The following is a 23580-nucleotide window of genomic DNA, read 5'->3' as shown; positions in this document are numbered from 1 at the left end:
CAACCACGGAGCCCACATGCGATACCGCACTCTCGGCCGAACCGGCATCAAGGTCAGTCCATACGGACTCGGAACACTGCTGCTGGGCGCAAAAATCGGCAACCCGGACCACAACGACTCGATCCGCCTGATCCACCGGGCGCTCGACGCGGGTATCAATCTGATCGACACCGCCGACGCATATTCGATACCACCGGCCGGGGCCTCCGAGATCGTTGTCGGCAAGGCGCTCAAGGGGCGGCGCGACAAAGTCGTACTCGCAACCAAATTCGGTCGGCCCATGAGCGGCGATCCCAATCAGCGCGGCACCTCACGGCGCTGGATCATGACCGCCGTCGATGACTCCTTGCGACGCCTCCAGACCGACTACATCGACCTTTACCAAATCCACCGACTCGACCCCGAGACCGACATGGCAGAGACCTTGTCCGCGCTCTCAGACCTGATCCGCAGCGGGAAGGTGCGCGCCATCGGCTCGTCCAATACCCCCGGCACCGACATCGTCGAGGCCCAATGGGTTGCGGACCGGCGTGGGCTAGAACGTTTCCACACTGAACAGCCGCCGTACTCGATGCTCAATCGCGGCATCGAGGCCGAGATACTGCCCGTCACACAGCGTTACGGCATGGGTGTGCTGGTGTGGGGTCCCCTGGGCCAGGGCATGCTCACCGGCCGCGTGCGCAGAGGCGCCCACACCGACCTCGTCCGGGCGGGTCTGTTGAAAGTCTTCGCCGATGAACGCCGCGTCGACACCGTCGAGCAATTGATCACCCTGGCAGACGAGGCGGCCCTGTCCATTACCCACCTGGCGATGGCGTTCGCCATCGCACATCCAGGGGTGACAAGTGCGCTGCTCGGACCGCGGACCGCCGAACAACTCGATGATCTACTGGCCGGCGTCGACATCACACTCGGCGACGAAATCCTTGATCGCATCGACGATATCGTCCGGCCAGGTACCGATATCGGTACCCTCGATCAGGCCTACACCCCACCCGCCATCGAGAAGACCAACCTTCGTCGGCTGCCGGTCGGCGAGCGCGCCGCATGACGAATACACGGTTCGGCATCATGACGGCCCCGTCGCAAGTGAGCTACGACGACATCCTCCGGGTCTGGCAGGAAGCCGACGCCATAGGCGAGATCGAACACGCGTGGCTCTATGACCACCTGATGCCGATATTCGGCGATCCGTCCGGTCCGACATTCGAAGGCTGGACACTGCTGTCGGCGCTGGCTGCCCAGACCCGTCGGCTGCGCCTAGGACTCTTGGTAACCAGCAACAGATTTCGGCCGCCGGCGATGCTGGCCAAGATAGCCGCCACCGTCGACATCGTCTCGGCCGGGCGCCTGGATTTCGGTATCGGCGCGGGCTCGCGGCCCGGATTGCCAATGGCCAGGCGCGAATACGAAGCACACGGTCTGCCCTATGACGACTTTGCCGATTCAGTGAACGGTCTCAACGAGGCCCTCACCGTCATCCGCCGGCTGTGGACCGAGTTCGAGCCGTTCGACTTCTCCGGCACCCACGTCCGGCTCACCGGTGCCGTCGGCAACCCCAAGCCAATCCAGCAACCGCACCCACCGATACTGATCGGCGGCCGCTCGGCCAGGTTGTTGCGCGTCGCCGCAGAACACGCCCAATTGTGGAACGTGCCCGGAGCCGACCTCGATGACGCGATCGCCCGCAACGACCTGCTGAATCGTTATTGCACCGAAATCGGCCGTGAGCCAAGCACTCTGGTCCGGTCGATTTATCTACCGGTGTCCTATGAACAGCCCGGGGCCACCCGGGACGCCGTCGGCCGCGCCATCGACGCCGGCTTCGAGCACCTCGTCCTCGGACTGTCTTCGCCCTACCCCAGCGGAGTCGCCGAATGGGTTGCAGAACAATTCATCTCGCCACTGCGATAGGACGTCAGGACTGGGCGCGGAAGCTCTCGTACAGGCAGATCGACGCGGCGGCTGCCACGTTGAGGCTCTCGGCGCTCCCCCGCATCGGGATGTGCACGCGCTGCGACGCCAGCGCCATGACCTCGGGCGGCAGGCCGTGCGCCTCGGGTCCGAACAGCCACGCAGTGCGCGCCGACAGATCGGTGGCGCGGATGTCGACGGAGGCGTCCAGCGCGGTCGCGAGCACCTCGATGCCGCTGTCCCGGATCGCCGAAACCACCGCGGCCGCATCGGGATCCACCACCACCGGCAGTGAGAAGATGCTGCCCGCCGAGGACCGCAGGCACTTGCCGTTGTAGGGGTCGACGCTGTGGCCGGCGAACACCACGGCGTCGGCGCCCATGGCGTCGGCGATGCGGATCAGGGTGCCGGCGTTTCCGGGTTCCGACATGCCGACCGGCACCGCCAACAAGCGTGGCTCGGACGCCAGTACGCCCTCCAGCGACACCGAGGGCAGCGTGCACACCGCGATGAGCCCGACGGGAGTCACGGTCTCCGACAACGCCTTTGCGGCCTTCTCGGTGATCACCGACACCGGGGCACCATTCAACAGCGCGCCGAACCGTTCGAGGGCGCCGATGGTCGCAAAGACCTCAGAAACGACACCACGCCGCAGCGCTGCCTCGACGAGGTTGGGACCTTCGGCGAGAAAGCGTGCGGCGTGGCGACGTCCAGCGGGACGCTGCAGCTTGAGAGCCGCAGCTACCCGATTGGAGCGTTCCGTGAGGGGTGTCAGGCGGCTTCGCCCGACGGAGCGTTGACGTCAGCAGGCAGAGCGGCCTTGGCCACCTCGACCAGCGCGGTGAACGCGGCGGGATCGCTGATCGCGATCTCCGACAGGTTCTTGCGGTCGACCTCGACGCCGGCCAGCTTCAGGCCCTGGATGAGGCGGTTGTAGGTGACGCCGTTCTCGCGGGCCGCAGCGTTGATACGCGTGATCCACAGCTTCCGGAAGTCACCCTTGCGGGCGCGACGGTCGCGGTAGGCGTAGGTCAACGAATGGAGCTGCTGCTCCTTGGCCTTGCGGTAGAGCCGCGAGCGCTGCCCGCGGTAACCCTTCGAGGCCTTCAGTACTGTGCGCCGCTTCTTCTGAGCGTTCAGTGCGCGCTTCACGCGTGCCATGAGATTTCCTATCCTTCGATGTTCAGAGGGGAGCAGGCGGTACTAGCCGGCCAGCATCTTGGCGACACGCGCGGTGTCGTTGGCAGCAACCACGGCGCGACCGTCGAGACGACGGGTGCGCTTGGTGGCCTTGTGCTCCATCAGGTGGCGGCGGTTGGCCTTCTGGCGCACGATCTTGCCGGTTCCGGTCTTGCGGAACCGCTTCGATGCGCCACTGTGGGTCTTGGCCTTGGGCATGTGTCCTCAGTTTCTTTCCATGCGGTTGCTCGCGGCGGCTGGAGGCCGCTGCGGGCAATCGCGACTGCTGTTACGCGGTTGCGTCAGATTCAGGTGCCGCGGGGGCCGGCCGTCCGGCCGGTGCGTCGGCGTCGTGCGCCGCCTTGGCGCGAGTCTTCGCGCCGCGGTGCGGAGCCAGCACCATCGTCATGTTGCGGCCGTCCTGCTTGGCGGACGTCTCGATGAAGCCGTATTCGGCGACGTCGGCGCCCAGCCGCTGCAGGAGTCGGTAGCCCAGTTCGGGCCGCGACTGCTCACGTCCGCGGAACATGATGGTCACCTTGACCTTCGACCCTGCTTCGAGGAAGCGGACGACGTGACCCTTCTTGGTCTCGTAGTCGTGGTCGTCGATCTTGGGACGCAGCTTCTGTTCCTTGACGACGGTCTGCTGCTGGTTCTTGCGAGACTCACGTGCCTTCTGAGCCGTCTCGTACTTGTACTTGCCGTAGTCCATGATCTTGCAGACCGGCGGCTTGGCGCCTGGCGCAACTTCGACAAGGTCGAGATCGGCGTCCGCGGCGACGCGGAGGGCATCTTCGATGCGCACGATGCCTACCTGCTCGCCGTTCGGTCCGATCAACCGAACTTCAGGTACTCGAATGCGCTCGTTGACGCGTGTCTCAGTGCTGATGGGGCCTCCCGGGTTGTTCCATTACTTGTTCAGTAGAGGTCACACCCGGCTCAGCCATCTGTTCGCATGAACAGAAAAGCCCTGCATATAGCAGGGCCCAATGCCGACCGATCACGGCTCACGCCGCCTGCGCACAACGCAGAACAGGCACAATGTGCCTGTGACCGGACCGCCAAGCCGTGAGGCCGACGGTGGGAGGTGGGACTCCACTTGCTGTCCTGACGTAAGCCAGGACGGTCGCGCATGACACTCTAGCAGTCATGACCGACCCGAACCTAACCAGTGACGCCACGACAACAGCTGAGGAAGCCCAGGTACGCGAGCTGGCCGAGATTCCCGCCGTCGAGGTGATCACCCGCGCCGCCGTCATGCTCATGAGCGCGGCCGCCGAGAAGCTCGGACTGGCCGACGCCGATCCCGACGAGAGCCCGCACCGCGACCTCGACGAGGCCCGGCGCCTCATCACCGCGCTGGCCGGCCTGGTTCAGGCCTCGGCCGAGTATCTGGGATTGCACGCCGGCCCGGTCCGGGACGGCCTCAAGAGCCTGCAGCTGGCGTTCCGCGAGGCGAGCGTCGCACCGGACGAGCCCGGGCACGGTCCGGGCGAGAAGTACACCGGCCCCGTCTGGTAGCCCAGGGGCCCTGCAGACACTTCCCGGTTTCACCGCATATTGTCCGAACTTATGACGTTGACGCCGAGCAGACAGCAGCAGCGCCCGACGACATTGGGGTGGGTTCCGGCCGCGGCCGGCTGGACCGTCGGTGTCGTCGCGACGCTGTCGCTGTTCGCCAGCCTGTCGCCACTGATCCGGTGGATGATCCACATCCCCCGCGAGTTCGTCAACGACTACCTGTTCAACTTCCCGGACACCAGCTTCGCCTGGTCGTTCGTGCTGATCCTGCTTGCCGCGGCACTCGCGGCACGCAAGCGGATCGCCTGGTGGGTCCTGCTGATCTACATGGTCGGGCACATCGGCTGGAACGTCTACGGACTGCTGTCCGACAACTTCCCGGACGGCGACCTGACCTTCGTGGAGGACTTCGGCGAGGCAGTGGGCCTGGTGTTCCACATCGGCGTCATCGTCGTGCTGCTGCTGTCGCGGAACCAGTTCTGGGCCAAGGTCCGCCGCGGGGCGCTGCTCAAGGCGGCCCTGACCCTGGTCGCCGGCATGGCTGTCGGCATCCTGGCGGCCTGGGGCCTGCTGGAGATGTTCCCCGGCCGGCCGCCGCTGGACCCCGACTACCGGCTGGCCTACGCGGTGAACCGGGTCAGCGGTTTCGCCGCGGTCGGCAAGGAAGCGTTCGAGGGTGGCCATCCGCATGCGTTCCTCAACGCGCTGTTCGGCCTGTTCGGCGCACTGGCGCTGATCGTGGCGGCGATCGTGCTGTTCCAGTCCCAGCGCGCCGAGAACGCCCTCACCGGCGAGGACGAATCCGCGATCCGTGGCCTGCTCGAGCTGTGGGGCAAGAACGACTCGCTGGGTTACTTCGCCACCCGCCGCGACAAGGCCGTGGTCTTCGCACCCAACGGCCGTGCCGCCATCACCTACCGCGTCGAGGTGGGCGTCTGCCTGGCCAGCGGTGATCCCGTCGGCGACCCGCGGGCCTGGCCGGCCGCCATCGACGCGTGGCTGGCGCTGTGCCAGACCTACGGCTGGGCACCGGGCGTCATGGGCGCCAGCTCGACGGGAGCGGAGGCTTATCGTCAGGGCGGTTTGAACGCCCTGCAGCTCGGCGACGAGGCCATCCTGCATCCGCAGAACTTCCGGCTCTCGGGTCCTGACATGCGGGCCGTCCGCCAGGCCGTCACCCGCGCCCGTCGAGCGGGGCTGACGGTACGGATGCGCCGGCACCGCGACATCAGCGCCGACGAGATGGCTCAGGTCATCGCGCATGCCGACGCCTGGCGCGACACCGAAACCGAGCGCGGCTTCTCGATGGCGCTGGGACGGCTCGGTGACGCCGCCGACGGGGACTGCCTGCTGGTGGAGGCCGTGCAGGGCGACGGTCAGGTGGTGGCGATGCTGTCGTTGGTGCCGTGGGGCAACAACGGGGTGTCGCTGGACCTGATGCGCCGCTCCCCCGCGTCCCCCAACGGCACCATCGAGCTGATGGTGAGCGAGCTGTGCCAGCGCTCGGAAGAGATTGGCGTTACCCGGATTTCGCTGAACTTCGCGATGTTCCGCTCGGCTTTCGAGCAGGGTTCGCAGCTGGGCGCCGGCCCGATCCTGCGGCTGTGGCGCGCGCTGCTGATCTTCTTCTCCCGGTGGTGGCAGCTCGAGACGCTGTACCGCTCCAACATGAAATACCTGCCCGAATGGGTGCCGCGCTACGCCTGCTACGAAGACGCGCGGCTGATCCCGCGCGTCGGCGTCGCCTCGGTGATCGCCGAGGGCTTCCTGGTGCTGCCGTTCTCCCGGCGCGACGAACAGCCCCACACCGGCCACCACACCGCGGCCCCCAAGAACCTGATCGATTCTGGACGACTGCACCCCGACGGCAGCGCACCCGATGTGGCCGATCTCGCGGCCGGGGCAGCCGAGGCCGCCGAGGCTCGGCGCCTGCCCGACCAGGTCCGGGTTCGGATGGCCAAGCTGCAGGCGTTGCAGGCGGAAGGCATCGACGCCTACCCGGTGGGTCAGGCGCCCAGCCACACGGTCACCGAGGCAGTCGAGTCGGCCGCCGACACCGCGGTCTGCGTCGCCGGACGCGTGCTGCGGCTCCGCGACTACGGCGGCGTACTGTTCGCCCAGCTGCGCGACTGGTCCGGCGAAGTCCAACTGCTGCTGGACAATTCGCTCCTGACCGGCAGCACCGTCACCGAATTCACCGGCGCCATCGACCTCGGCGACCTGATCGAGGTCTCCGGCGTCATGGGCGCCAGCCGCAACGGCACGGTGTCGGTGCTGGTGCACGACTGGCGCCTGATCGGCAAGTGCCTGCGGCCGCTGCCCGACAAGTGGAAGGGCCTGACCGACCCCGAGGCCCGCGTCCGCACTCGCTACTTGGACCTCGCCATCAACACCGAGTCGCGGGAGCTGATCACCGCCCGCAGCCGGGTGCTGCACGCCATCCGGGAAACCTTGGTGGGCAAGGGTTTCCTGGAGGTCGAGACGCCGATCCTGCAGCAGATCCACGGCGGCGCGAACGCCCGGCCGTTCGAGACCCACATCAACGCCTACGACCTGGACCTGTACCTGCGCATCGCCCCCGAGCTGTACCTGAAGCGGCTGTGTGTGGGCGGTGTCGAGCGCGTCTTCGAGCTGGGCCGCGCGTTCCGCAACGAAGGCGTGGACTTCAGCCACAACCCCGAGTTCACCCTGCTGGAGGCGTACCAGGCGCACGCCGACTACAACGTCTGGATCGACGGCTGCCGCGAGATCATCCAGAACGCCGCGGCGGCCGCCAACGGCGCGCAGGTGGTCATGCGCCCAGGGCCCGACGGAAGCCTTACGCCCGTTGACATCTCGGGCATCTGGCCCGTCAAGACGGTGCACGACGCGGTATCCGAGGCACTGGGCGAGCACGTCACCCCGGAGACCGACGTGGCGACGCTGCGCAAGCTGTGCGACGGCGCGACGATCCCGTACCGGACCCACTGGGACGCCGGCGCGATCGTGCTGGAGCTGTACGAGCACCTCGTCGAAGACCGCACCGAGGCACCGACGTTCTACAAGGACTTCCCCACCTCCGTGTCGCCACTGACCCGCCCGCACCGCAGCATCCCGGGCGTTGCCGAACGGTGGGACCTGGTGGCCTGGGGTGTCGAACTCGGGACCGCCTACAGCGAGCTCACCGATCCGGTGGAACAGCGCCGGCGGCTCGAAGAGCAGTCGCTGCTGGCGTCCGGCGGCGATCCCGAGGCCATGGAGTTGGACGAGGACTTCCTGCAAGCCATGGAATACGCGATGCCGCCGACCGGCGGTCTGGGCATGGGGGTCGACCGCGTGGTCATGCTGATCACCGGTCGCAGCATCCGCGAGACGCTGCCGTTCCCCCTCGCGAAGCCTCGGTGAACAACGGTCGAATCTTCGGTTCGGATGTTTGCTGGAACCGCCAGGTGAGGGCCATCGGGACCTAGCGCGCACACAGGAGCCTCCCAGGTTTGGGCGGCACCCTGGCGTCGTGACGATCGGGGCGACGAACGCCGGGCTCTATGGCGAGCAACATGTTTCGTTGACGCACGGCTGGCTACCCTTCACCGTCCAGGCCCTCGCGGTGGCGGTGCTGATCGTCGCGGTGGGCTGGCGTAACAGCCGGTGGCGCGCCGTGTGGCTGCCCGTCGCCGCCATATCCGGCTTGCTGGTGACGGCCGCCGCACGCTGGGTCGTGGCATCACAGGGCTGGTCCGACGATCCCGCGCCGACCCGGCTGTGGATCTGGACCGCGGTGACCGGCGCCGCGGTGGTTCTGCTGATCGTCGGCTGGCACGCCACCCGCTGGTGGCGCCGCGGGCTCGCGGTGCTGTCGGTGCCGCTGTGCGTGCTGTCCACGGGGCTGACGCTCAATGCCTGGGTCGGGTACTTCCCGAATCTCGACACCGCGTGGGAACAGGCCAACTCGGCGCCGCTGCCCAACCAGACGCGACCCGAGACCGTGGTCGCGATGCAGAAGGCGCGGCGGATACCGAGCAAGGGCAGTGTCGTCGAGGTCCAAACAGGTTCGGCGGCATCGGGATTCAAGCACCGCGACGAATACGTGTACCTGCCGCCGGCGTGGTTCGCCAGCAATCCGCCGCCGCAGCTGCCGATGGTGATGATGATCGGCGGTGAGTTCAACACCCCCGCCGACTGGCTGCGGGCCGGTAACGCGATCACGACGGTCGACGACTTCGCCGCCGCGCATCATGGCAACGCCCCGGTGCTGGTGTTCGTCGACCCCGGTGGTTCGTTCAACAACGACACCGAATGCGTCAACGGGCCCCGCGGCAACTCCGCCGACCACCTGATCAAGGACGTGCTCCCCTACATGAGCGCCAATTACGGTGTGAGTACCGACCGGCGGCACCGCGGCATCGTCGGCTGGTCCATGGGTGGCACCTGCGCGGTCGATCTGACGGTGATGCATCCCGATCTGTTCAGCGCCTTCCAGGACATCGCCGGGGACATCGCGCCGAATGCCGGTGACCGGCCACAGACCGTTCAGCGACTGTTCGGTGGCAGCACCGCCAAATACGCCGACTGGGACCCGATGACGGTGATGTCCCGTCGCACTTACGACGACATCGCGGCCTGGTACGACATCAACGGACCCGAGCTCTCCCGCAGCCCGCTGCCCGCGCAAACGATTGCGGCACATACGCTCTGCGGCGTCGGCAGCACCCGTGGCATCCGGTGCGCCGTCGTGGAACGGCCGGGCAAGCACGACTGGCCGTTCGCCGCGCAGGCATTCAGCGCGGCGTTGCCGTGGCTGGCCGGCCAACTCGGAACACCGGGTGTGTCGCCGCTGCCGTTGCCTGCTGCGACGGCACCGGCCATGCCGGTCGAAGCCGCGCGCCGGTGACCTAGTAGTCGGCTTCGGCGGCCAGGATCTCGGCGAGGAACGCATCGGGGCCGGGCGCCGCGAGCCGGGCCCGCACGTAGCGCCGGACCCGGTCCCGGACCGCTTCCGTCTCGCCGGCCCCGGCGCCCACCGTCACGGTGGTGTCGGTCCAATCATGGCCCCACGCTTGGTTTTCCGTGGCCGGCAGCGGCAGGGTGGCGTTTCCGTCGACGTCGAGCGTGCCGCCGCTGGTGATCGAACCCGAGTCCAGCCGCACCGGGATACCGTCCGCCGGACCGATGGTGGCCACCCGGATGTCGGCGACGACCGCTCCGTCACGGGCCCGCACAGACCAGTCGATGGTGTGCTCGGCCGCGTCGAACGTCCGCGGTGGCACGGCGGTCCACGAGACCGATGCGACGCCGTTCGCGATGGCACCGTCGCCGCCGGCACCGGGTTGCCCGGCGGCGAGCGCATAGTCGTCCTGCCGCGGCGGTCCCTGCGCCGCAAGGACTTCCGACCAGTCCCCCAGCCCGGCTTGTTCGGCGATGTCGACGCAACTGCGGATCAGGTCGACAATCCTGGGGTCTCCGGAGGCCGTTGTGCTCGCCAAGGCCTGACGATGCGGTGCCAGCAGCCCGGCGATGTCCGAATCCAGGGTGTCCTCGGTGAAGTAGTCCTGCAGCGCCGCCGTCGACAGTGCCACCTCGGCGTCCAGCACGACGGCGTCCAGCGGGTTGATGCCGTCGCGGGCGCTGGCGGGCCACCATCGCCGTAGCCAGTGTCCGACGGCCAGACGGCGAAGCGCGGCAAGGGGTTCGGGCCGCGGCAGGACGTCGGCGAGGCCGAGATCGGCGCCGGTTTCCACGGCGGCTTCGGCGGCGGCGACCACCGCGACGTGGCCGAACTCGCCGACCAGCCGCCACAACCAGTCGGCCGCAGCCAGATCCGTGAACGTGATCCGGACCGCCTGCGCTGGGTCCTGGATCGTCCACGCCAGGACTGCGCCGCTCACCTCGAGCACCGCCACCTCCGGCGGTGCCGCGACCTCGGATCCCAAGGCCCACAATCCGGAATCGACAGTGAGTTTCATCCTGCCGCCTCCAATTCCAGCATCGCCTTGATGCGCTGGCGATGATCAAGGCTCACCGATCGGGCGACCCCGTCCAGCAGGCCGCGCACCTCGCCGGCGTCGTCGCAGGATTCCTGCCAGACGTCGCGTCCGTGCAGCCGTGCCCACAGCCGCGAGACATAGGGGCGGACGAACGTCGCGAGGTCGTCGACGACTTGCTGCTGCCGTGGGTGGACCGGGCCACCGTCGGTCAGATACCGGCGGGCGTGCAGCACGTACGCCTCTTTGCGGAGCCGCGCCTGAATCTGGCCCGAAAGGTGGTAGCGCGTGCGGTGATTCACCTCGAGCGGCGCCAGGTCCACCCCCACCTCGATGCCGGCGACCAGCGTGGCCTGGTTGTCCTCGGCGAGGAGACCCCACGGTGCGGCCGCGCGGTCGGCCTCTTCGGCGCACAGGGTCGGCAGGTCCGGCAGTTCGTCGCGGTCGAGGGCACGGCGCAGCGTCGCCCGGACCCGGTCGATGATGCTGCGGTCGAGGGGACGTTCGGCCGCGCGGGAGCCGGCGACCGCCGGCTTCGATTGCGGTGCGGCGGCGGACAACCCGATCTGGTCGACCGACCACGGCGCGGTGGCCCCGGCGTCACGCATCCGGGCGCCGAAGTTGTACGGGGTGGTGTCCCCGATCAGTGCGGTCCAGACCCGTTGCCGCGCGGCGTCGGCGTTGTGACCGCCGTCCGGGCCGAGGACCGTCGTCAGCCCGGCGAGAAACGGCTCGCACGGCGCGTCGCCCACCCTGACGTCGTCCCAACCGGCATCAAGCTGACGCGACAACGTCTCCAGCACAGCGGGATCGGCGAGGTACTCGTGCAGCCGCTCCACCGCGGTGCGGTCCCGGTCGCCGTGCACGTCACGCAACGCCTCCGCGACGACGCGCGAATCATCCTGTCCCGGTTCGCCTCTGGTCGCGGCCAGTTCGAAACACACCGGGAAGTAGAGCTCCTGGGCGTTGCCGGTGGTGATCCGGTCGCGCCGGCGCTGCGCCTTCAAGAGCGCGAACCACTGTGCCGCGGCACGCAACTGAACTGCGTGGTCGACGATCACCTGGCGCATCTCGTCCGCGATATCGGCGGCGACGACGGGCGCCGAGTATTCGGGGTGTGCCCGCAGCCGGAGCACCAGCGGGTCGATGATGCGCTTCACCGCGCGGCTCAGCGGGCCGCCGTCAGGGCTGCTGAGCAGTTCGAGACCGGGCCCGATCTCGCGCCACGCCGCGTCGATGACGGCGCGACGTGGCTGTGGCCCAGTAGTCATCAGCGCGCTCCATCGACGGTGAAGGTCATCATGGCAGCCCAGTAGACGGGGCTCAATTCGGCGTTGCCGGTTCGCCAGCGGCGCAGGCACTGTCGCTGCCAGTGATTCACGGCACGAGCCGGTGTCGTCGCCTCGTGTGCGGTGTCGACGGCGATGATCGCCTCCGACATCGGGTCGGCAGTGCCGGCGGTGGCCGCTCGGTAGCCGGCGGTTGTCGGGAGCGACCAGAGGGTGGCGGTAACCACCTGTGCGCCACCGAGAATCATCGCCGCAACCAGGCCGGTGGCCTCGTCGAACCGGTAGTCGGCGCCGGATGCGCAGGCCAGCAACGCGACCCGGGGCGGAACCGCCAAGTCCATCACCATGATGTCGGCGGCGGTCAGCGGCTCGGGCTCCGCCAGGTGCAAAGCCGCCTGGTCGGCCGAGCCGTCCCGGTCCGGGGCGGCACTGGCGTGCCCGACATACACCAGCCGTGACGGCTGCTGCGTCAACTGGTCCGCCAGCCAGTGCCGGTCGGCGTCGGCTCTACGGAAGAGCTCCACTGGGGCGCTGACCGCCGGGAGCGCGGGGCGCTCGCCGAAGTACCGGGCCAGCACGGTGTCCGGCGCGGGTCGGCCCAGCACCGAACCGAGCGCTGAGTCCGGCCGCTGCCCGGGCACTTTCGGGTCCAGCAGCAGCAGCGGCGGCCCGTCGACCGGTGGCGATTGTCGGCGCGGCGCGTTCGCGATGTTCGGTGGCACCGCCAGCACGAGGTCGGCGAGCTCGATCAGGCGCTGGTCATCGGTGCCGTTGGGCTGCGCGAGCAGGCCCCACGGAACCCGGCTCAGGCGGGCGCTCGGCGATACGAACAGCACCGGCAGCTCCGGGTCATCGGTGTACTGCCGCAGCAGATCCCATGCTTCGTCAGGGAGCAGGGCGCCGAGCAGCCGGGCGAGCTCCCGTTCGCGTGCCACAGCGGCGAACGGACCGGTGGCCAATGACCGGGTCAATGCCTCGGGAAGTTGTTCGCCGTCAAGCGGATCCGGCAATGCCTCCGCCAGTGCCGCGGTGACCGCGAGAACAACGTCCTCGGCGACGACCGAGGTGACCAGCCGCTCGGGTGCGCCGACGACCCGGAGGCTGACGTACGTCGCGATGCCGATGTCGGCGAAGCGGAGCACCAACGTCGTTGTGGTGTCCTGAGTTACGGGCATGTCGACCATGCCTCCTGGTCCGCGGTGACCGCGCGGCCGTAACGCCTCTGGGCCAGTTCGCGGTAGCGCGCCAGCACCGGCTCGCCGCCGGGCTCCATCTGCAGCGGCGGCAGCGGCCCGAGCCGGATGAGGCCGGCCGCACCGACCGCGACCGGGCCGGACGCGACCGACGCGAGTTCGTCGACGTCGAGAACCGGCGCGGCCGTCGTGGTGGCCCGGGCCCACTCAAGCGGGCCGCTCGCCGCGGCATCGACGCTGAACGCCCCTCGGGCGCTGTGATATTCGATCAGTTCGCCGACCAGTGCCGGGTTCTGCGATTCCCATGCCACCGCGAAGGCACCGGCAAGCAACGGTGCCGCCACCCCGGTGGCCCATCGCGAGCGCGCGTCGGCGTCGGTGATCGAGTACCGCACCGAGTCGACGGCCAGCGCTGCGGGCAACTTCAGGTCGGCAGCAGCGGCCAATTTGTCCATGCCGGAACGGTATTGGTCGGTGCCGGGTTCGGCGGACCACGTCCCGAGCCCGCCGCGGTAGCGGGCTTCGGCCTGCGCCCACGTGTCGGCGGGATTGCCTGCGGCATCGAAGCCGAGCTCCGCCAGTCCCTCGGCGCGCCAGACGGTGCCGAGTTGGTCATCCAACCGTGCGTACTGCAGCCAACTGCTGCGCGGTGAGGAATCCAGGCACGCCCGGGCCTGATCGATCAATGCCCGGGCCTCGTCGTATCGGCCCCGGAAGATGGCGATCCAGCTGCGCTGCAACAAGATGCGGTGTACGTGCAGGGGCTTGCCGAGCTCACGCCAGTGCCGTTCGGCGTGCCCCCAGCATTCGTCGGCGGCCTGCAGGGCACCCGCAGCCAGGCGGGTCAGCCCGAAGTACAGCCAGCAGCGGGACACTTCGTGAGCCCGCGCCTGCCGCGCGATCTCGGGATACGCCGCGGTGACGAGTGCCTCAGTATCCTGCTGGTCGCCGGCCAGCCAGCTCACCGCAGCCCGCTCCAATTGTGCTCGGGCGGTGGCCAATTCCCAGCCGCGAGCCTGTGCCCGGGCCTCCGCGCGCCGCAGCCACGGCACTGCCTCTTCCACCTTGCCGGTTTCGATGCAGAACCGCGCGTAGCCGAGCGCGCCGGTGACCCAGAGATATTCACGTTCCAGAGTGTCGGCCGGCGTCGCGATCGCGGCCAGCACGTCCTCCCACAGCGGCACCGAGCGGACGTGCAGATCGTCGTCGCAGAGCGCGAGCGCGCACAGGATGCGGGCGTGGGTCAACAGGTAGGTGTGTTCGTCCTGCAGATCGGCGTACGAGGGCTTGGCATCGAGTGCGGTCAGGGACTGCGCCGCCCCTTCGTGGTCGCCGATGGCAGCGGACAGGCCGGTCCGCAGAAAGGTGGCCCGGCGGCGGTAGCGGCTGAGCATGTGATCCGCGTCCTCCGGGGTCATGGTCATCTGCGCGACGATCTCGGCCGGCGCGCGGCCGGCCAGGATCGATGCGTAGATGTCGAGGCAGTCGTCGATGCGCCGAATGCACTCGCGCACCCCGTCCAGGGCGCTGCGGATCAGATAGATCTCGCCGAGCTGGGCGAAGACCTCGAGCATCAGGTCATCACGGTCGGCGGCTTCGATGGCGGGCATCAGCGACAGCAGCAGTTCCTTGGCTGTCACCTCGTCGGCGGCGAACATCAGCGCGCGGGCGCGGGCGAGTTCGCCGGTGGTCGACACGGCCGCATCATAAGTCGAGCGGCGGATGCATTGTCTGCACCCGCCGCTCGGGCAGCCCCGGGCATGTCAGCCGCAGGACACCTTGATCTCGAAGTTCTTCGAGATCATCCCCGCCATGGGGTTCTTCATGTCGGCACCGGCGGCCTGCCCGGTGATGGTGTACGTGCTGCCGTCGACCTTGACGTCAGCGGAGCCGGTCTTCATGCCGCCCATCTCCGACACCGCGAGCGCGTTGCCGTCGACAACCAGGCCCAGGGACTGCACCTTCGGCGGCGAAGCGTCGGTCATGACCACGCCCAGGCCCTGCGCGCCACCGCCGATGGGTGCGCTGGCGATGTTGATGCTGCCGCCCTGCTTCACGCAGGTCACCGACTTCAGGTCCAGGCCGGCCAGGTCCTGGCCCTCGACCTTGACGACGGTGTTGCCGCTGTTCGTCACCGAACCCGGGCCGGACGCCTTCGGGCCGTCCGCCTTGTCGGTGGAGCAGCCGATGAGAGTGGCGCCCACGGCCAGCAAGCCGACACCAGCGGCCAGAGTGCGATTGATGTTCATGGCAGAGGGTTTCCCTTCCTCGTTACGCCGCCCCAGTGGCGTCGTCGTGCCGTAAGTACACGCGGACGCCGCGGCTACCGATCCCAAGTTTGTGGCGCGGTACGGTGAAGCCATGGCCGACGAAACCGAGCCCATCGACGCCGAGGTCGTGCCATTGGATCCGGCGCCCGCGCCGGTGCCGGTGTCCCCGCCTGTCGATCCGGGCTACACCCCCGACGGTGTCCCGACCTTCGAGTCGGTGCGCGAGAAGATCGAGAACCGGTACGGCACCGCGATCGGCTCGGCCGAGCTGGCCGCGGACACCCCCGAGGGCCGGTCGGTCGAGGAACAGTACGAAGCGCGCCAGAAGGCCGCCGCGGAACGCCTCGAGCAGATCCGCCGCTCGATGCACGACGGCTGACTTGCGCACCTTCACCATCGCCGAGCGCCGCAATCGCTTGGCGCAACGCCATTTCCTGAGCGATTCGGCGTCGACCCCCGCCGAGGTGACCCGGGCGCTGGTGGGCCTGCACGGCACCGATCCCGCCACCCCGTACCTGTCCCTGTGGGCCCGACTGTCCGGTTTCACCGTGGACGATCTCGACGCAGCGCTGTACCGGGGCCGGCATCTGGTCAAGCACATGGCCATGCGCCGGACGCTGTGGGTCGTGCACACCGCCGACCTGCCCGCGGTTCAGGCCGCGGCCAGCCACCGCGTGGCCGCCACCGAGCGCAAACGACTGATCGGCGACGTCGAGAAAGCCGGTATCGCGGCCGACGGCGCGGCGTGGCTGGAGCTGGCATCGGCTGCGGTGCGTCAGCACCTGGAAGCGGGTTCGACGGCCGGCACCGCCGCGCTCCGGGCCGAGCTGCCCGAGTTGGCCGGCAGCTGGAACCCCGCGCCCGGAAAGAGCTGGGGCGCAACCACTCCCGTCGCGCCACGGGTGATGACGGTGCTGTCCGCACAGGGGCACATCCTGCGCGGCCCCAACGACGGCATGTGGACGACATCGCGGCCGCTGTGGGCCGCGGCGTCGCACTGGCTGGCTGAACCGATCGCGGCGACGGACCCTGATGCCGCACGCGACACATTGCTGCGTACCTGGTTGCGCACGTTCGGGCCGGCAACGGCCACCGACATCAAGTGGTGGTTCGGTCACACGCTGACCTGGGCCCGTGCGGGACTTCGCTCGATCGAGGCAGTGGAAGTGGCGCTGGAGGGCAGCGATGACGTCGGGTTCGTCCTGCCCGACGATCTCGACGACACTCCCCCGGTTTCCCCGTGGGGCGCGCTGCTGCCCGGGTTGGACGCGACCGTCATGGGCTGGCAGGCCCGTTCCTGGTACCTCGGCCCGTACGCGGGACAGCTGTTCGACCGTTCCGGCAACGCCGGTCCCACGGTGTGGTGGGACGGCCGCGTCGTCGGCGCCTGGGGTCAGGACCCCGACGGCCGGGTGCAGCTGTCGTTTGTCGAGGACGTCGGCGCGTCAGCTCGGAAGGTCCTGCAGCGCAAGGCTTCCGAGCTGACGGCCTGGCTCGACGGCGTGCGCGTCAAGCCGCGCTTCCCGTCACCGCTGAGCCAGGCCCTCTACCGCTGACCTAGGCACTCACCTTGCGCCGCCTGGTCTTCGGCGGATCCGGTACGACAGCCGGCAACAGCTCGGCGAGGAACTGCCCGGTGTAGCTGTCGGGGTGGGCTGCGACGTCTTCCGGCGTGCCGGACACCACGACGGTGCCGCCACCGGCGCCACCTTCGGGACCCATATCCACGATCCAGTCCGAGGTCTTGATCACGTCGAGGTTGTGCTCGATGACAATGACGGTGTTGCCCTTGTCGACCAGGCCGTTGATCACCTTGAGTAGCTTGCGGATGTCCTCGAAGTGCAGGCCGGTGGTCGGCTCGTCGAGGATGTAGACGGTGCGCCCGGTCGACCGCTTCTGCAGCTCGGCGGCCAGCTTAACGCGCTGCGCCTCACCACCGGACAGCGTCGGGGCGGGCTGGCCCAGCCGCACGTAGCCGAGGCCGACGTCGACCAGCGTCTTGAGGTATCGGTGGATCGAGCTGATGGGCTCGAAGAACTCGGTGGCCTCCTCGATGGGCATGTCGAGGACCTCCGAGATGGTCTTGCCCTTGTAGTGCACCTCGAGCGTCTCCCGGTTGTACCGGGCGCCCTGGCACACCTCGCACGGGACGTACACGTCCGGCAGGAAGTTCATCTCGATCTTGATGGTGCCGTCACCTGAACACGCCTCGCAGCGGCCACCTTTCACGTTGAACGAGAACCGGCCCGGCTGGTAGCCGCGGACCTTCGCCTCGGTCGTGGCCGCGAACAGCGTGCGGATCTTGTCGAACACCCCGGTGTAGGTGGCCGGGTTGGACCGCGGGGTGCGGCCGATCGGCGACTGGTCGACGCGCACCAGCTTGTCCAGTTGGTCGAGCCCGTTGATCCGAGTGTGGCGTCCCGGCACCTGCCGGGCACCGTTGAGTTTGTTGGCCATGACGGTCGCGAGGATGTCGTTGACCAACGTCGACTTGCCCGAGCCCGAGACTCCCGTGACCGAGGTCAGCACACCCAGTGGGAAAGCGACGTCGACCTCTTTGAGGTTGTGTTCCCGCGCGCCGACGACCGTGATCTGCCGCTTGCGGTCGACCGGACGGCGGATGGGCGGCACCTCGATCTGCTCCCGTCCCGAAAGATAGGCGCCGGTAAGCGATTTGGTGTTCTTCAGGAGCTCCTTGTAGGTGCCGCTGTGCACGATCTGGCCACCATGCTCACCGGCCGCGGGACCGATGTCGACGACCCAGTCGGCGTGCGCGATGGTGTCGAGGTCGTGCTCGACGACGATCAGCGTATTGCCGAGGTCGCGCAGCCGCACCAGGGTGTCGATGAGCCGGCGGTTGTCCCGCTGGTGCAGGCCGATGGACGGCTCGTCGAGCACGTAGAGGACACCGACGAGGCCGGAGCCGATCTGCGTGGCCAGCCGGATGCGCTGCGCCTCACCGCCGGACAGCGTGCCGGCGGCCCGCGACAGGGTCAGATAGTCGAGGCCGACGTCGAGCAGGAAGCCCAGCCGCGACTGCACCTCTTTGAGCACCTGGCCGGCGATGGCCTGCTCGCGCGGGCCGAGGGTCAGCGCGTTGAGGAACGTCGAGCAGTCCGAGATGGACAGATCACACACCTGCGCAATGGATTTCGCGTCGTCGTCCGCGGACAGCGTGACGGCCAGGATCTCCGGCTTGAGTCGGGTGCCGGCGCACTCGGGGCACGGGATGTCCCGCATGAAGCCCTCGTAGCGTTCCTTCATCTGCTCGGATTCGGTCTGCTCCATACGGCGCTGCAGGAACGCGAGCACGCCTTCGAAGTCGGCATAGTACGAGCGCGTGCGGCCGTACCGGTTCTTGTACCGGACGTGCACCTGGTGGTCGGAGCCTTCCAGAATGGCCTTGCGCGCCTTGGCCGGAAGCTTCTTCCACGGGGTGTCGATGTCGAAGCCCAGCTCCTCACCGAGCCCGGCCATCATGCGGGTGAAGTAGTCGGAGTTGTGGCCCATGGACCACGGCGCCACCGCACCCTCGGCGAGCGTCAGCTCCGGGTCCGGCACGACGAGCTCGGGGTCGACTTCCTTCTTGATGCCCAGACCGGTGCACTCCGGGCAGGCGCCGTACGGCGAATTGAACGAGAACGACCGCGGCTCAAGGTCATCGACGGCCAGCGGGTGCGCGTTGGGGCAGGCCAGCTTCTCCGAGAAGCGCTGCTCCCGCTGCGGGTGGTTGTCGTCACGGTCGACGAACTCGAGGACGACGATGCCGTCCGCGAGACCGAGCGCGGTCTCGACCGAATCGGTCAGACGTTGTTTGGCGCTGGCCTTGACGGTGAGGCGGTCGACGACCACCTCGATGTCGTGCTTCTCCTGCTTCTTGAGCTTCGGCGGGTCGGTCAGCGAGTGCACGACGCCGTCGACCCGCACGCGGCTGTAGCCCTGACCGTTGAGCTTGTCGAAGAGGTCGACGAACTCGCCCTTACGGGTGCGCACCACCGGGGCGAGCACCTGGAAGCGGATGCCCTCATCCATCGCGAGGACCTGGTCGACGATCTGCTGCGGCGTCTGCCGGGCGATGCGCTCACCACACACCGGGCAGTGCGGTGTGCCGGCGCGCGCGTAGAGCAGGCGCAGGTAGTCATAGACCTCGGTGATGGTGCCGACGGTCGAACGCGGGTTCCGGTTGGTCGACTTCTGGTCGATGGACACCGCGGGCGACAGGCCCTCGATGAAGTCCACGTCCGGCTTGTCCATCTGACCCAGGAACTGGCGGGCGTACGCCGACAGCGACTCGACGTAGCGGCGCTGCCCCTCGGCGAAGATGGTGTCGAACGCCAGCGAGCTCTTACCCGAACCCGACAGGCCCGTGAACACGATCAGCGAGTCTCTGGGCAGGTCAAGGTCGATTCCCCGCAGGTTGTGCTCGCGCGCACCTTTGACGATCAGACGGTCCGACACACGTATCCCTTCACCAGTCTGGGCAATCCAGACACCACATCGCCATGCTAGGTGTCCCCACCGACAAGTCCGGATACGGTGGCGTCATGACAGTCGTCAATGACACGTACACCGGCCACGTCGACGCGGGCACCGCGGCCCGTCGCACCCTTCCCGCCGCGACGATCGTCAAGGCATCTGTCGGGCCGATGGACAACAACGCGTACCTCATCACGTGCTCCGCGACCGGAAAAACGCTGCTCATCGATGCCGCGAACGACGGACCGGCACTCGTGGAGCTGATCAGGTCGCAGGCGCCGGACGTCGAACTCATCGTCACCAGCCACCAGCACTTCGACCACTGGCAGGCCCTGGCGGAAGTGGCCGAGGCCACAGGTGCGCCCACCGCCGCGCACGCGCTGGACGCCGAGCCGCTGCCGGTGAAGCCCGACCGGATCCTCGCCGACGGCGACACCATCACGATCGGCAACCTGACCTTCGACGTCATCCATCTGCAGGGTCACACCGAGGGTTCGGTGGCGTTGGCGCTGCGCGGCGCCGACGGCGAGGTCACCCACCTGTTCACCGGTGACTGCCTGTTTCCCGGCGGCGTCGGCAAGACATGGCAAGAGGGAGACTTCGAGCGGCTGCTCGGCGACGTCACCCGCAAGGTCTTCGACGTCTACCCCGATTCGACGGTCATCTACCCCGGCCACGGCGACGACACCACACTCGGCACCGAACGGCCGCATCTCGAGGAGTGGCGGGCGCGCGGCTGGTAGGTCAGCCCACGCACTGACCCGTCGGGACGGGTTGGGTATTGCCGACCAGTGCCAGCTGGGGTCCAACTTCCTTCGCCGTCAACGCGAAACTTGTGTCGGGGTCGTCCTGCGCCGCCCCGAAGACCACCCCGCGCACCCGGCCGTCCAGGTCGATCACCGGGCCGCCTGAATTTCCTTGCTGTACAGCACCTCTGAGTGCATACACCTCGCGCGTCACCGTGCCGGTGCGGAAGATGTCCGGCCCCTGGAGCTTGATGACCTCACGGACCCGCACCGGTTTGGCCTCGTACGGGCCGCCGTGCGGGAAGCCGAGTGCGGCCGCGTCGGCACCGCTGACGGCAGGCGCCTCGGAGAACATCAACGGGGCCGTCGGCAGGTCCGGCACCGCGAGGATCGAGATGTCCATGTTCGGGTCGAACGACACCACCTGGCCGTTGTACTTGGCGCCGCCGACTTCGACGGACACTTCGTCGGTCCCCGCGACGCCGTGTGCCGTCGTCATCACACGCTTGGGGCCGACCACAAACCCGGTGCCCTCCAACCGCTTTCGGCAGCTGTGGGCGATGCCGTGGACCCGCACCACACTCGCCTGCGCGGCAGTCACCGCGGGGTTGTTGGCCACATTGGGGTCAGGAGGCGCGACAGCCGGGATCGTCGATTCGGTCTCCGACGCGATCGCGGACGTCGTCGGCGTAGGTGCCGCGGGCTGGTTCTTACCCGCGCAGCCGGCGACCAGTGTGGCGGCCAATGACAACGTCACCCATGACGCACGGACGAGACTTCTTCGAGCCATGGCCCGAACTTTACGGGCACGAAAAAACTGAGGCCCCCGGCAGTACGCCGAGGGCCTCAGGAAATCGAACCTTACGAGGTGTGGACGATCAGCACGTCGACCTTGGCGCGGCGGGCCACGTTGGCCGGCACCGAGCCCAGCAGGCGGCCGGCGATGGTGCTCAGACCGACGTTACCGACGACCAGCAGGTCAGCGTTGGAATTCTCGGCCAGGTCGACGAGAGCGTCGACGGGAGCCCCGACGATGGCCTTCTCCTCGACCTGGGTCGCACCAGCAGCCTCGGCACGGTCGCGGGCCTCACGCAGGATCGCGTAGATCGGCGCATCGCCGTGCACCTTGTAACCCTCGTCCTTCAGGACATCGGCCGCACGCTGATCATCGGCGTGCGGGAAGTAGGCGGTTGCCACGACCAACTTCGCATTGGCCCCCGCGGCGATCTGGGCAGCGCGCTCCACGGCGCGCAGTGACGAATCCGATCCGTCCGTACCGACGACCACGGTCTGGTAGCCGCTCATCAATGGCCTCCCGTTATCCAGGTTTGTGTATCCGGCGTTCTGTCCGGCATCCCCGCAGACAGTAGCCGCTGAAACGTGGCCATTGGTGCGGTTTCACCACACAAGTTCGCCGGCGACACGGTGAAAAATGTGCTTTACCGGCACCGATGTTAGCGGCAGGAGCCGCAACGAGCTTGCCAATAGTGACCAAACGACTGGGTGTTTCGTCCCGTGAGGTAGAACGCTTCCGACCCGTGATCGTTAGCCACGACCGAAATACAGCTCCTGCGTGGCAACGCACACCAATTGCCCGGCACGGTTGTACATCGTCCCGCTGGCCAGTCCGCGGCCCCCGATTCCACTCGGCGAGGTCTGGTCGGACAGCACCCAATCACTCAGATCGACCGGCCGGTGAAACCACAGCGCATGGTCGATCAGCGCGGAGAAGGTGTGGGCCGGCAGCGCACCGCGCGGGATCATCGCCGCCTCCAGCATGGTGGTGCCGGTTAGATATGCCAGCAGCCCGGCGTGCAGGGCCGGGTCGTCGGGGATCGCGTCGGTCGGGCGCCACCACATCCGCAGGTGCGGTGCCGAATCCGACGAGTCCTTGGCCAGCCGCGGGTGCGGATCGATGTAGCGCAGCTCGAACGGTTGGTCACGGACCCAGAAGCCGTCTGATTCGTCGGCGTAGCCGGCGAGCTGTTCGGCCATTGTCGGTACCGAAAGCGGTTCCGGCACATCAGGAATCGTCGCCTGGTAGTCGAGAGCGTCGACCGGGGTGCTGAACGACGCCAGCGCCTCGAGCAGGATCTCGCCGTCCTGAAGGGCGGTGATGCGGCGCGTAGCGAGCGTGCCGCCGTCGCGCGCGGCGTCGACCTGGACCTCGACCGGCTTTCGCGCGTCACCGGCACGCAGGTAGTAGACGTGCAGGCTGTGCGCGGCGCGTCCGGGCGCGGTCCGGCTCGCCGCCACCAGCACCTGACCGGCGAGATGACCGCCAGCGATGTGGTGGCTGGGATTGTCGAGCTGGGTGGCCACGAAGTGGTGGTCGTCGGTCTGATCCACCAGCAGCGTGCTCACGAGGTCAGACAAGGTCGGCGAACTGTACGTCACCCGAGGCATCTTGCCCGAGGTGTTGACACACCTATTCGTCGGTAGCGCTGATCGCCGCGGTGACTGACGTCACCGTCGGAGATTTATCCACAAGCTCATCGAATTCTGTTGTGGCGCGTCAGATCGACAGGTAGACTCGAACACATGTTCGAACATGTGGGTGTCGATGGCACGGGAGTTCTCGTGCACGACGTCTCCGTGGTCGACTCCATGATCCATTTCGCGCGGGTGTCGAATATCGCCGAGTCCGGGAAGTTCACGGCCATTGCCGACCTGGCGATGTTGCGTGTCGACGATCAAGATGGCCGGCAGTGGTGGGCGTGCGATGGCTGGGATGCCGCCGTCGCCGAAGTCGGAGCCGCGCTGGGCCTGGGGAAGCGCGAAGCCTCGGGACAGTTGTCGATCGCGGTCGCGTTGCGCTTCCGGCTACCGAAGGTGGCGGCGGTGTTCGCCGACGGCGGAGTGTCGACGCGGACGGTATCGCTGATCTGCTGGCGCACCCGACTGGTGGAGGACCCGAACACGCTCGCTGTCATCGATGCCGCGTTGGCGGGGGCGTTGTGTGAGTGGGCGGGGTTGTCGCGCAAGAAGATTGAACGCAAGATCGACGGCTGGGTGCAGAAGTTCGATCCGGC

At 68.0% G+C, this 23580-nt stretch carries 22 protein-coding genes; 9 read left to right on the top strand and 13 right to left on the bottom strand.

The window, feature by feature from the left end; genetic code table 11:
* Positions 1-16 precede the first annotated feature (16 nt).
* Both BR47_RS0126440 and BR47_RS0126435 read left to right on the top strand, forming a co-directional pair.
* Positions 17-1051 (top strand): aldo/keto reductase, encoded by a 1035-nt coding sequence (locus BR47_RS0126440; protein WP_029121328.1) that lies wholly within the window; start codon positions 17-19, stop codon positions 1049-1051.
* Positions 1048-1914: an LLM class flavin-dependent oxidoreductase gene (locus BR47_RS0126435; protein WP_029121327.1), complete on the top strand. Its 867-nt coding sequence runs from the start codon at positions 1048-1050 to the stop codon at positions 1912-1914. Before BR47_RS0126440 ends, BR47_RS0126435 begins: the two co-directional genes overlap by 4 nt.
* Before the next feature lie 4 nt (positions 1915-1918).
* Here BR47_RS0126435 and BR47_RS0126430 read toward each other — a convergent pair whose 3' ends face one another.
* The 4 genes from BR47_RS0126430 to infC form a co-directional block, all read right to left on the bottom strand.
* Positions 1919-2689 carry a TrmH family RNA methyltransferase gene (locus BR47_RS0126430; RefSeq protein ID WP_029121326.1) on the bottom strand — a complete coding sequence of 257 codons (771 nt, stop codon included), beginning with the start codon at positions 2687-2689 and terminating at the stop codon, positions 1919-1921.
* Entirely contained in the window at positions 2686-3075 is a 390-nt protein-coding gene (gene rplT / locus BR47_RS0126425) for a 50S ribosomal protein L20 (RefSeq protein ID WP_029121325.1), read from the bottom strand. Before rplT ends, BR47_RS0126430 begins: the two co-directional genes overlap by 4 nt.
* A 42-nt stretch (positions 3076-3117) precedes the next feature.
* Positions 3118-3312: a 50S ribosomal protein L35 gene (gene rpmI, locus BR47_RS0126420; RefSeq protein ID WP_020103309.1), complete on the bottom strand. Its 195-nt coding sequence runs from the start codon at positions 3310-3312 to the stop codon at positions 3118-3120.
* A gap of 70 nt (positions 3313-3382) precedes the next feature.
* Positions 3383-3982 (bottom strand): translation initiation factor IF-3, encoded by a 600-nt coding sequence (infC, locus tag BR47_RS0126415; RefSeq protein WP_081633522.1) that lies wholly within the window; start codon positions 3980-3982, stop codon positions 3383-3385.
* 260 nt (positions 3983-4242) lie between these two features.
* Between infC and BR47_RS0126410 the strand changes: the two genes are divergently transcribed.
* From BR47_RS0126410 to BR47_RS0126400, 3 genes are all read left to right on the top strand, one after another.
* On the top strand, positions 4243-4614 hold the full coding sequence (locus BR47_RS0126410; RefSeq protein WP_020103307.1) for a DUF1844 domain-containing protein: 372 nt from the start codon (positions 4243-4245) through the stop codon (positions 4612-4614).
* A gap of 51 nt (positions 4615-4665) precedes the next feature.
* Positions 4666-7998 carry a bifunctional lysylphosphatidylglycerol synthetase/lysine--tRNA ligase LysX gene (gene lysX, locus BR47_RS0126405; protein ID WP_029121324.1) on the top strand — a complete coding sequence of 1111 codons (3333 nt, stop codon included), beginning with the start codon at positions 4666-4668 and terminating at the stop codon, positions 7996-7998.
* 109 nt (positions 7999-8107) lie between these two features.
* Entirely contained in the window at positions 8108-9484 is a 1377-nt protein-coding gene (locus BR47_RS0126400; RefSeq protein WP_051635023.1) for an alpha/beta hydrolase, read from the top strand.
* A 1-nt stretch (position 9485) separates the two neighbouring features.
* Here BR47_RS0126400 and BR47_RS0126395 read toward each other — a convergent pair whose 3' ends face one another.
* The 5 genes from BR47_RS0126395 to BR47_RS0126375 form a co-directional block, all read right to left on the bottom strand.
* Positions 9486-10556, bottom strand: a complete 1071-nt coding sequence (locus BR47_RS0126395; RefSeq protein WP_029121322.1) for a hypothetical protein — start codon at positions 10554-10556, stop codon at positions 9486-9488.
* Positions 10553-11845 carry a hypothetical protein gene (locus BR47_RS0126390; protein ID WP_051635020.1) on the bottom strand — a complete coding sequence of 431 codons (1293 nt, stop codon included), beginning with the start codon at positions 11843-11845 and terminating at the stop codon, positions 10553-10555. The genes BR47_RS0126395 and BR47_RS0126390 overlap by 4 nt, the downstream gene beginning before the upstream one ends.
* A complete protein-coding gene (locus BR47_RS0126385) occupies positions 11845-13047 on the bottom strand; it encodes a CHAT domain-containing protein (protein ID WP_029121320.1) in 1203 nt (400 codons plus the stop codon). Before BR47_RS0126385 ends, BR47_RS0126390 begins: the two co-directional genes overlap by 1 nt.
* The gene (locus BR47_RS0126380) at positions 13029-14753 is read right to left on the bottom strand and encodes a hypothetical protein (protein WP_029121319.1); all 1725 of its coding nucleotides are present in this window, start codon (positions 14751-14753) and stop codon (positions 13029-13031) included. Before BR47_RS0126380 ends, BR47_RS0126385 begins: the two co-directional genes overlap by 19 nt.
* Positions 14754-14819: 66 nt before the next feature.
* Positions 14820-15305 (bottom strand): lipoprotein LpqH, encoded by a 486-nt coding sequence (locus BR47_RS0126375; protein WP_090563030.1) that lies wholly within the window; start codon positions 15303-15305, stop codon positions 14820-14822.
* A 112-nt stretch (positions 15306-15417) separates the two neighbouring features.
* On the opposite strand from BR47_RS0126375, the gene BR47_RS0126370 reads away from it, so the two are divergent.
* Together BR47_RS0126370 and BR47_RS0126365 are read left to right on the top strand one after the other, a co-directional pair.
* Positions 15418-15705: a hypothetical protein gene (locus BR47_RS0126370; protein ID WP_029121317.1), complete on the top strand. Its 288-nt coding sequence runs from the start codon at positions 15418-15420 to the stop codon at positions 15703-15705.
* A gap of 1 nt (position 15706) precedes the next feature.
* Positions 15707-16882: a winged helix DNA-binding domain-containing protein gene (locus tag BR47_RS0126365; RefSeq protein ID WP_029121316.1), complete on the top strand. Its 1176-nt coding sequence runs from the start codon at positions 15707-15709 to the stop codon at positions 16880-16882.
* A gap of 1 nt (position 16883) precedes the next feature.
* Here the strand turns inward: BR47_RS0126365 and uvrA are convergent, their stop codons facing one another.
* Positions 16884-19784 (bottom strand): excinuclease ABC subunit UvrA, encoded by a 2901-nt coding sequence (uvrA, locus tag BR47_RS0126360; protein ID WP_029121315.1) that lies wholly within the window; start codon positions 19782-19784, stop codon positions 16884-16886.
* 86 nt (positions 19785-19870) lie between these two features.
* Between uvrA and BR47_RS0126355 the strand changes: the two genes are divergently transcribed.
* The gene (locus BR47_RS0126355) at positions 19871-20545 is read left to right on the top strand and encodes an MBL fold metallo-hydrolase (RefSeq protein WP_029121314.1); all 675 of its coding nucleotides are present in this window, start codon (positions 19871-19873) and stop codon (positions 20543-20545) included.
* A 1-nt stretch (position 20546) separates the two neighbouring features.
* Here the strand turns inward: BR47_RS0126355 and BR47_RS31550 are convergent, their stop codons facing one another.
* The 3 genes from BR47_RS31550 to BR47_RS0126340 form a co-directional block, all read right to left on the bottom strand.
* Positions 20547-21338, bottom strand: coding sequence for a MarP family serine protease (locus BR47_RS31550; RefSeq protein WP_286154356.1), 792 nt, complete (start codon positions 21336-21338; stop codon positions 20547-20549).
* A 71-nt stretch (positions 21339-21409) separates the two neighbouring features.
* A complete protein-coding gene (locus BR47_RS0126345; protein ID WP_020103294.1) occupies positions 21410-21853 on the bottom strand; it encodes a universal stress protein in 444 nt (147 codons plus the stop codon).
* A gap of 240 nt (positions 21854-22093) precedes the next feature.
* Positions 22094-22954, bottom strand: a complete 861-nt coding sequence (locus BR47_RS0126340; RefSeq protein ID WP_036427835.1) for an acyl-CoA thioesterase — start codon at positions 22952-22954, stop codon at positions 22094-22096.
* Positions 22955-23089: 135 nt separating this feature from the next.
* On the opposite strand from BR47_RS0126340, the gene BR47_RS31545 reads away from it, so the two are divergent.
* Positions 23090-23580, top strand: a 491-nt coding sequence (locus BR47_RS31545) for a DUF222 domain-containing protein (protein WP_036427833.1), incomplete at its 3' end; no start/stop codon positions are given.

The sequence above is a fragment of the Mycobacterium sp. UNC410CL29Cvi84 genome (assembly GCF_000686745.1).
Lineage (GTDB): Bacteria > Actinomycetota > Actinomycetes > Mycobacteriales > Mycobacteriaceae > Mycobacterium > Mycobacterium mucogenicum_B.
This window is presented reverse-complemented; position numbering and strand designations above follow the sequence as displayed.

What these genes read in the sequence shown, in the direction of transcription:
- BR47_RS0126395 (WP_029121322.1), bottom strand. Translation starts at nt 10,556, where the DNA reads ATGAAACTCACTGTCGATTCCGGATTGTGGGCCTTGGGATCCGAGGTC.
- BR47_RS0126385 (WP_029121320.1), bottom strand. Translation starts at nt 13,047, where the DNA reads ATGGTCGACATGCCCGTAACTCAGGACACCACAACGACGTTGGTGCTC.
- BR47_RS0126435 (WP_029121327.1), top strand. Translation starts at nt 1,048, where the DNA reads ATGACGAATACACGGTTCGGCATCATGACGGCCCCGTCGCAAGTGAGC.
- BR47_RS0126340 (WP_036427835.1), bottom strand. Translation starts at nt 22,954, where the DNA reads ATGCCTCGGGTGACGTACAGTTCGCCGACCTTGTCTGACCTCGTGAGC.
- BR47_RS0126345 (WP_020103294.1), bottom strand. Translation starts at nt 21,853, where the DNA reads ATGAGCGGCTACCAGACCGTGGTCGTCGGTACGGACGGATCGGATTCG.
- lysX (WP_029121324.1), top strand. Translation starts at nt 4,666, where the DNA reads ATGACGTTGACGCCGAGCAGACAGCAGCAGCGCCCGACGACATTGGGG.
- BR47_RS0126375 (WP_090563030.1), bottom strand. Translation starts at nt 15,305, where the DNA reads ATGAACATCAATCGCACTCTGGCCGCTGGTGTCGGCTTGCTGGCCGTG.
- rplT (WP_029121325.1), bottom strand. Translation starts at nt 3,075, where the DNA reads ATGGCACGCGTGAAGCGCGCACTGAACGCTCAGAAGAAGCGGCGCACA.
- BR47_RS0126355 (WP_029121314.1), top strand. Translation starts at nt 19,871, where the DNA reads ATGACAGTCGTCAATGACACGTACACCGGCCACGTCGACGCGGGCACC.
- BR47_RS0126370 (WP_029121317.1), top strand. Translation starts at nt 15,418, where the DNA reads ATGGCCGACGAAACCGAGCCCATCGACGCCGAGGTCGTGCCATTGGAT.
- BR47_RS31550 (WP_286154356.1), bottom strand. Translation starts at nt 21,338, where the DNA reads ATGGCTCGAAGAAGTCTCGTCCGTGCGTCATGGGTGACGTTGTCATTG.
- rpmI (WP_020103309.1), bottom strand. Translation starts at nt 3,312, where the DNA reads ATGCCCAAGGCCAAGACCCACAGTGGCGCATCGAAGCGGTTCCGCAAG.
- BR47_RS0126410 (WP_020103307.1), top strand. Translation starts at nt 4,243, where the DNA reads ATGACCGACCCGAACCTAACCAGTGACGCCACGACAACAGCTGAGGAA.
- BR47_RS0126390 (WP_051635020.1), bottom strand. Translation starts at nt 11,845, where the DNA reads ATGACTACTGGGCCACAGCCACGTCGCGCCGTCATCGACGCGGCGTGG.
- BR47_RS0126440 (WP_029121328.1), top strand. Translation starts at nt 17, where the DNA reads ATGCGATACCGCACTCTCGGCCGAACCGGCATCAAGGTCAGTCCATAC.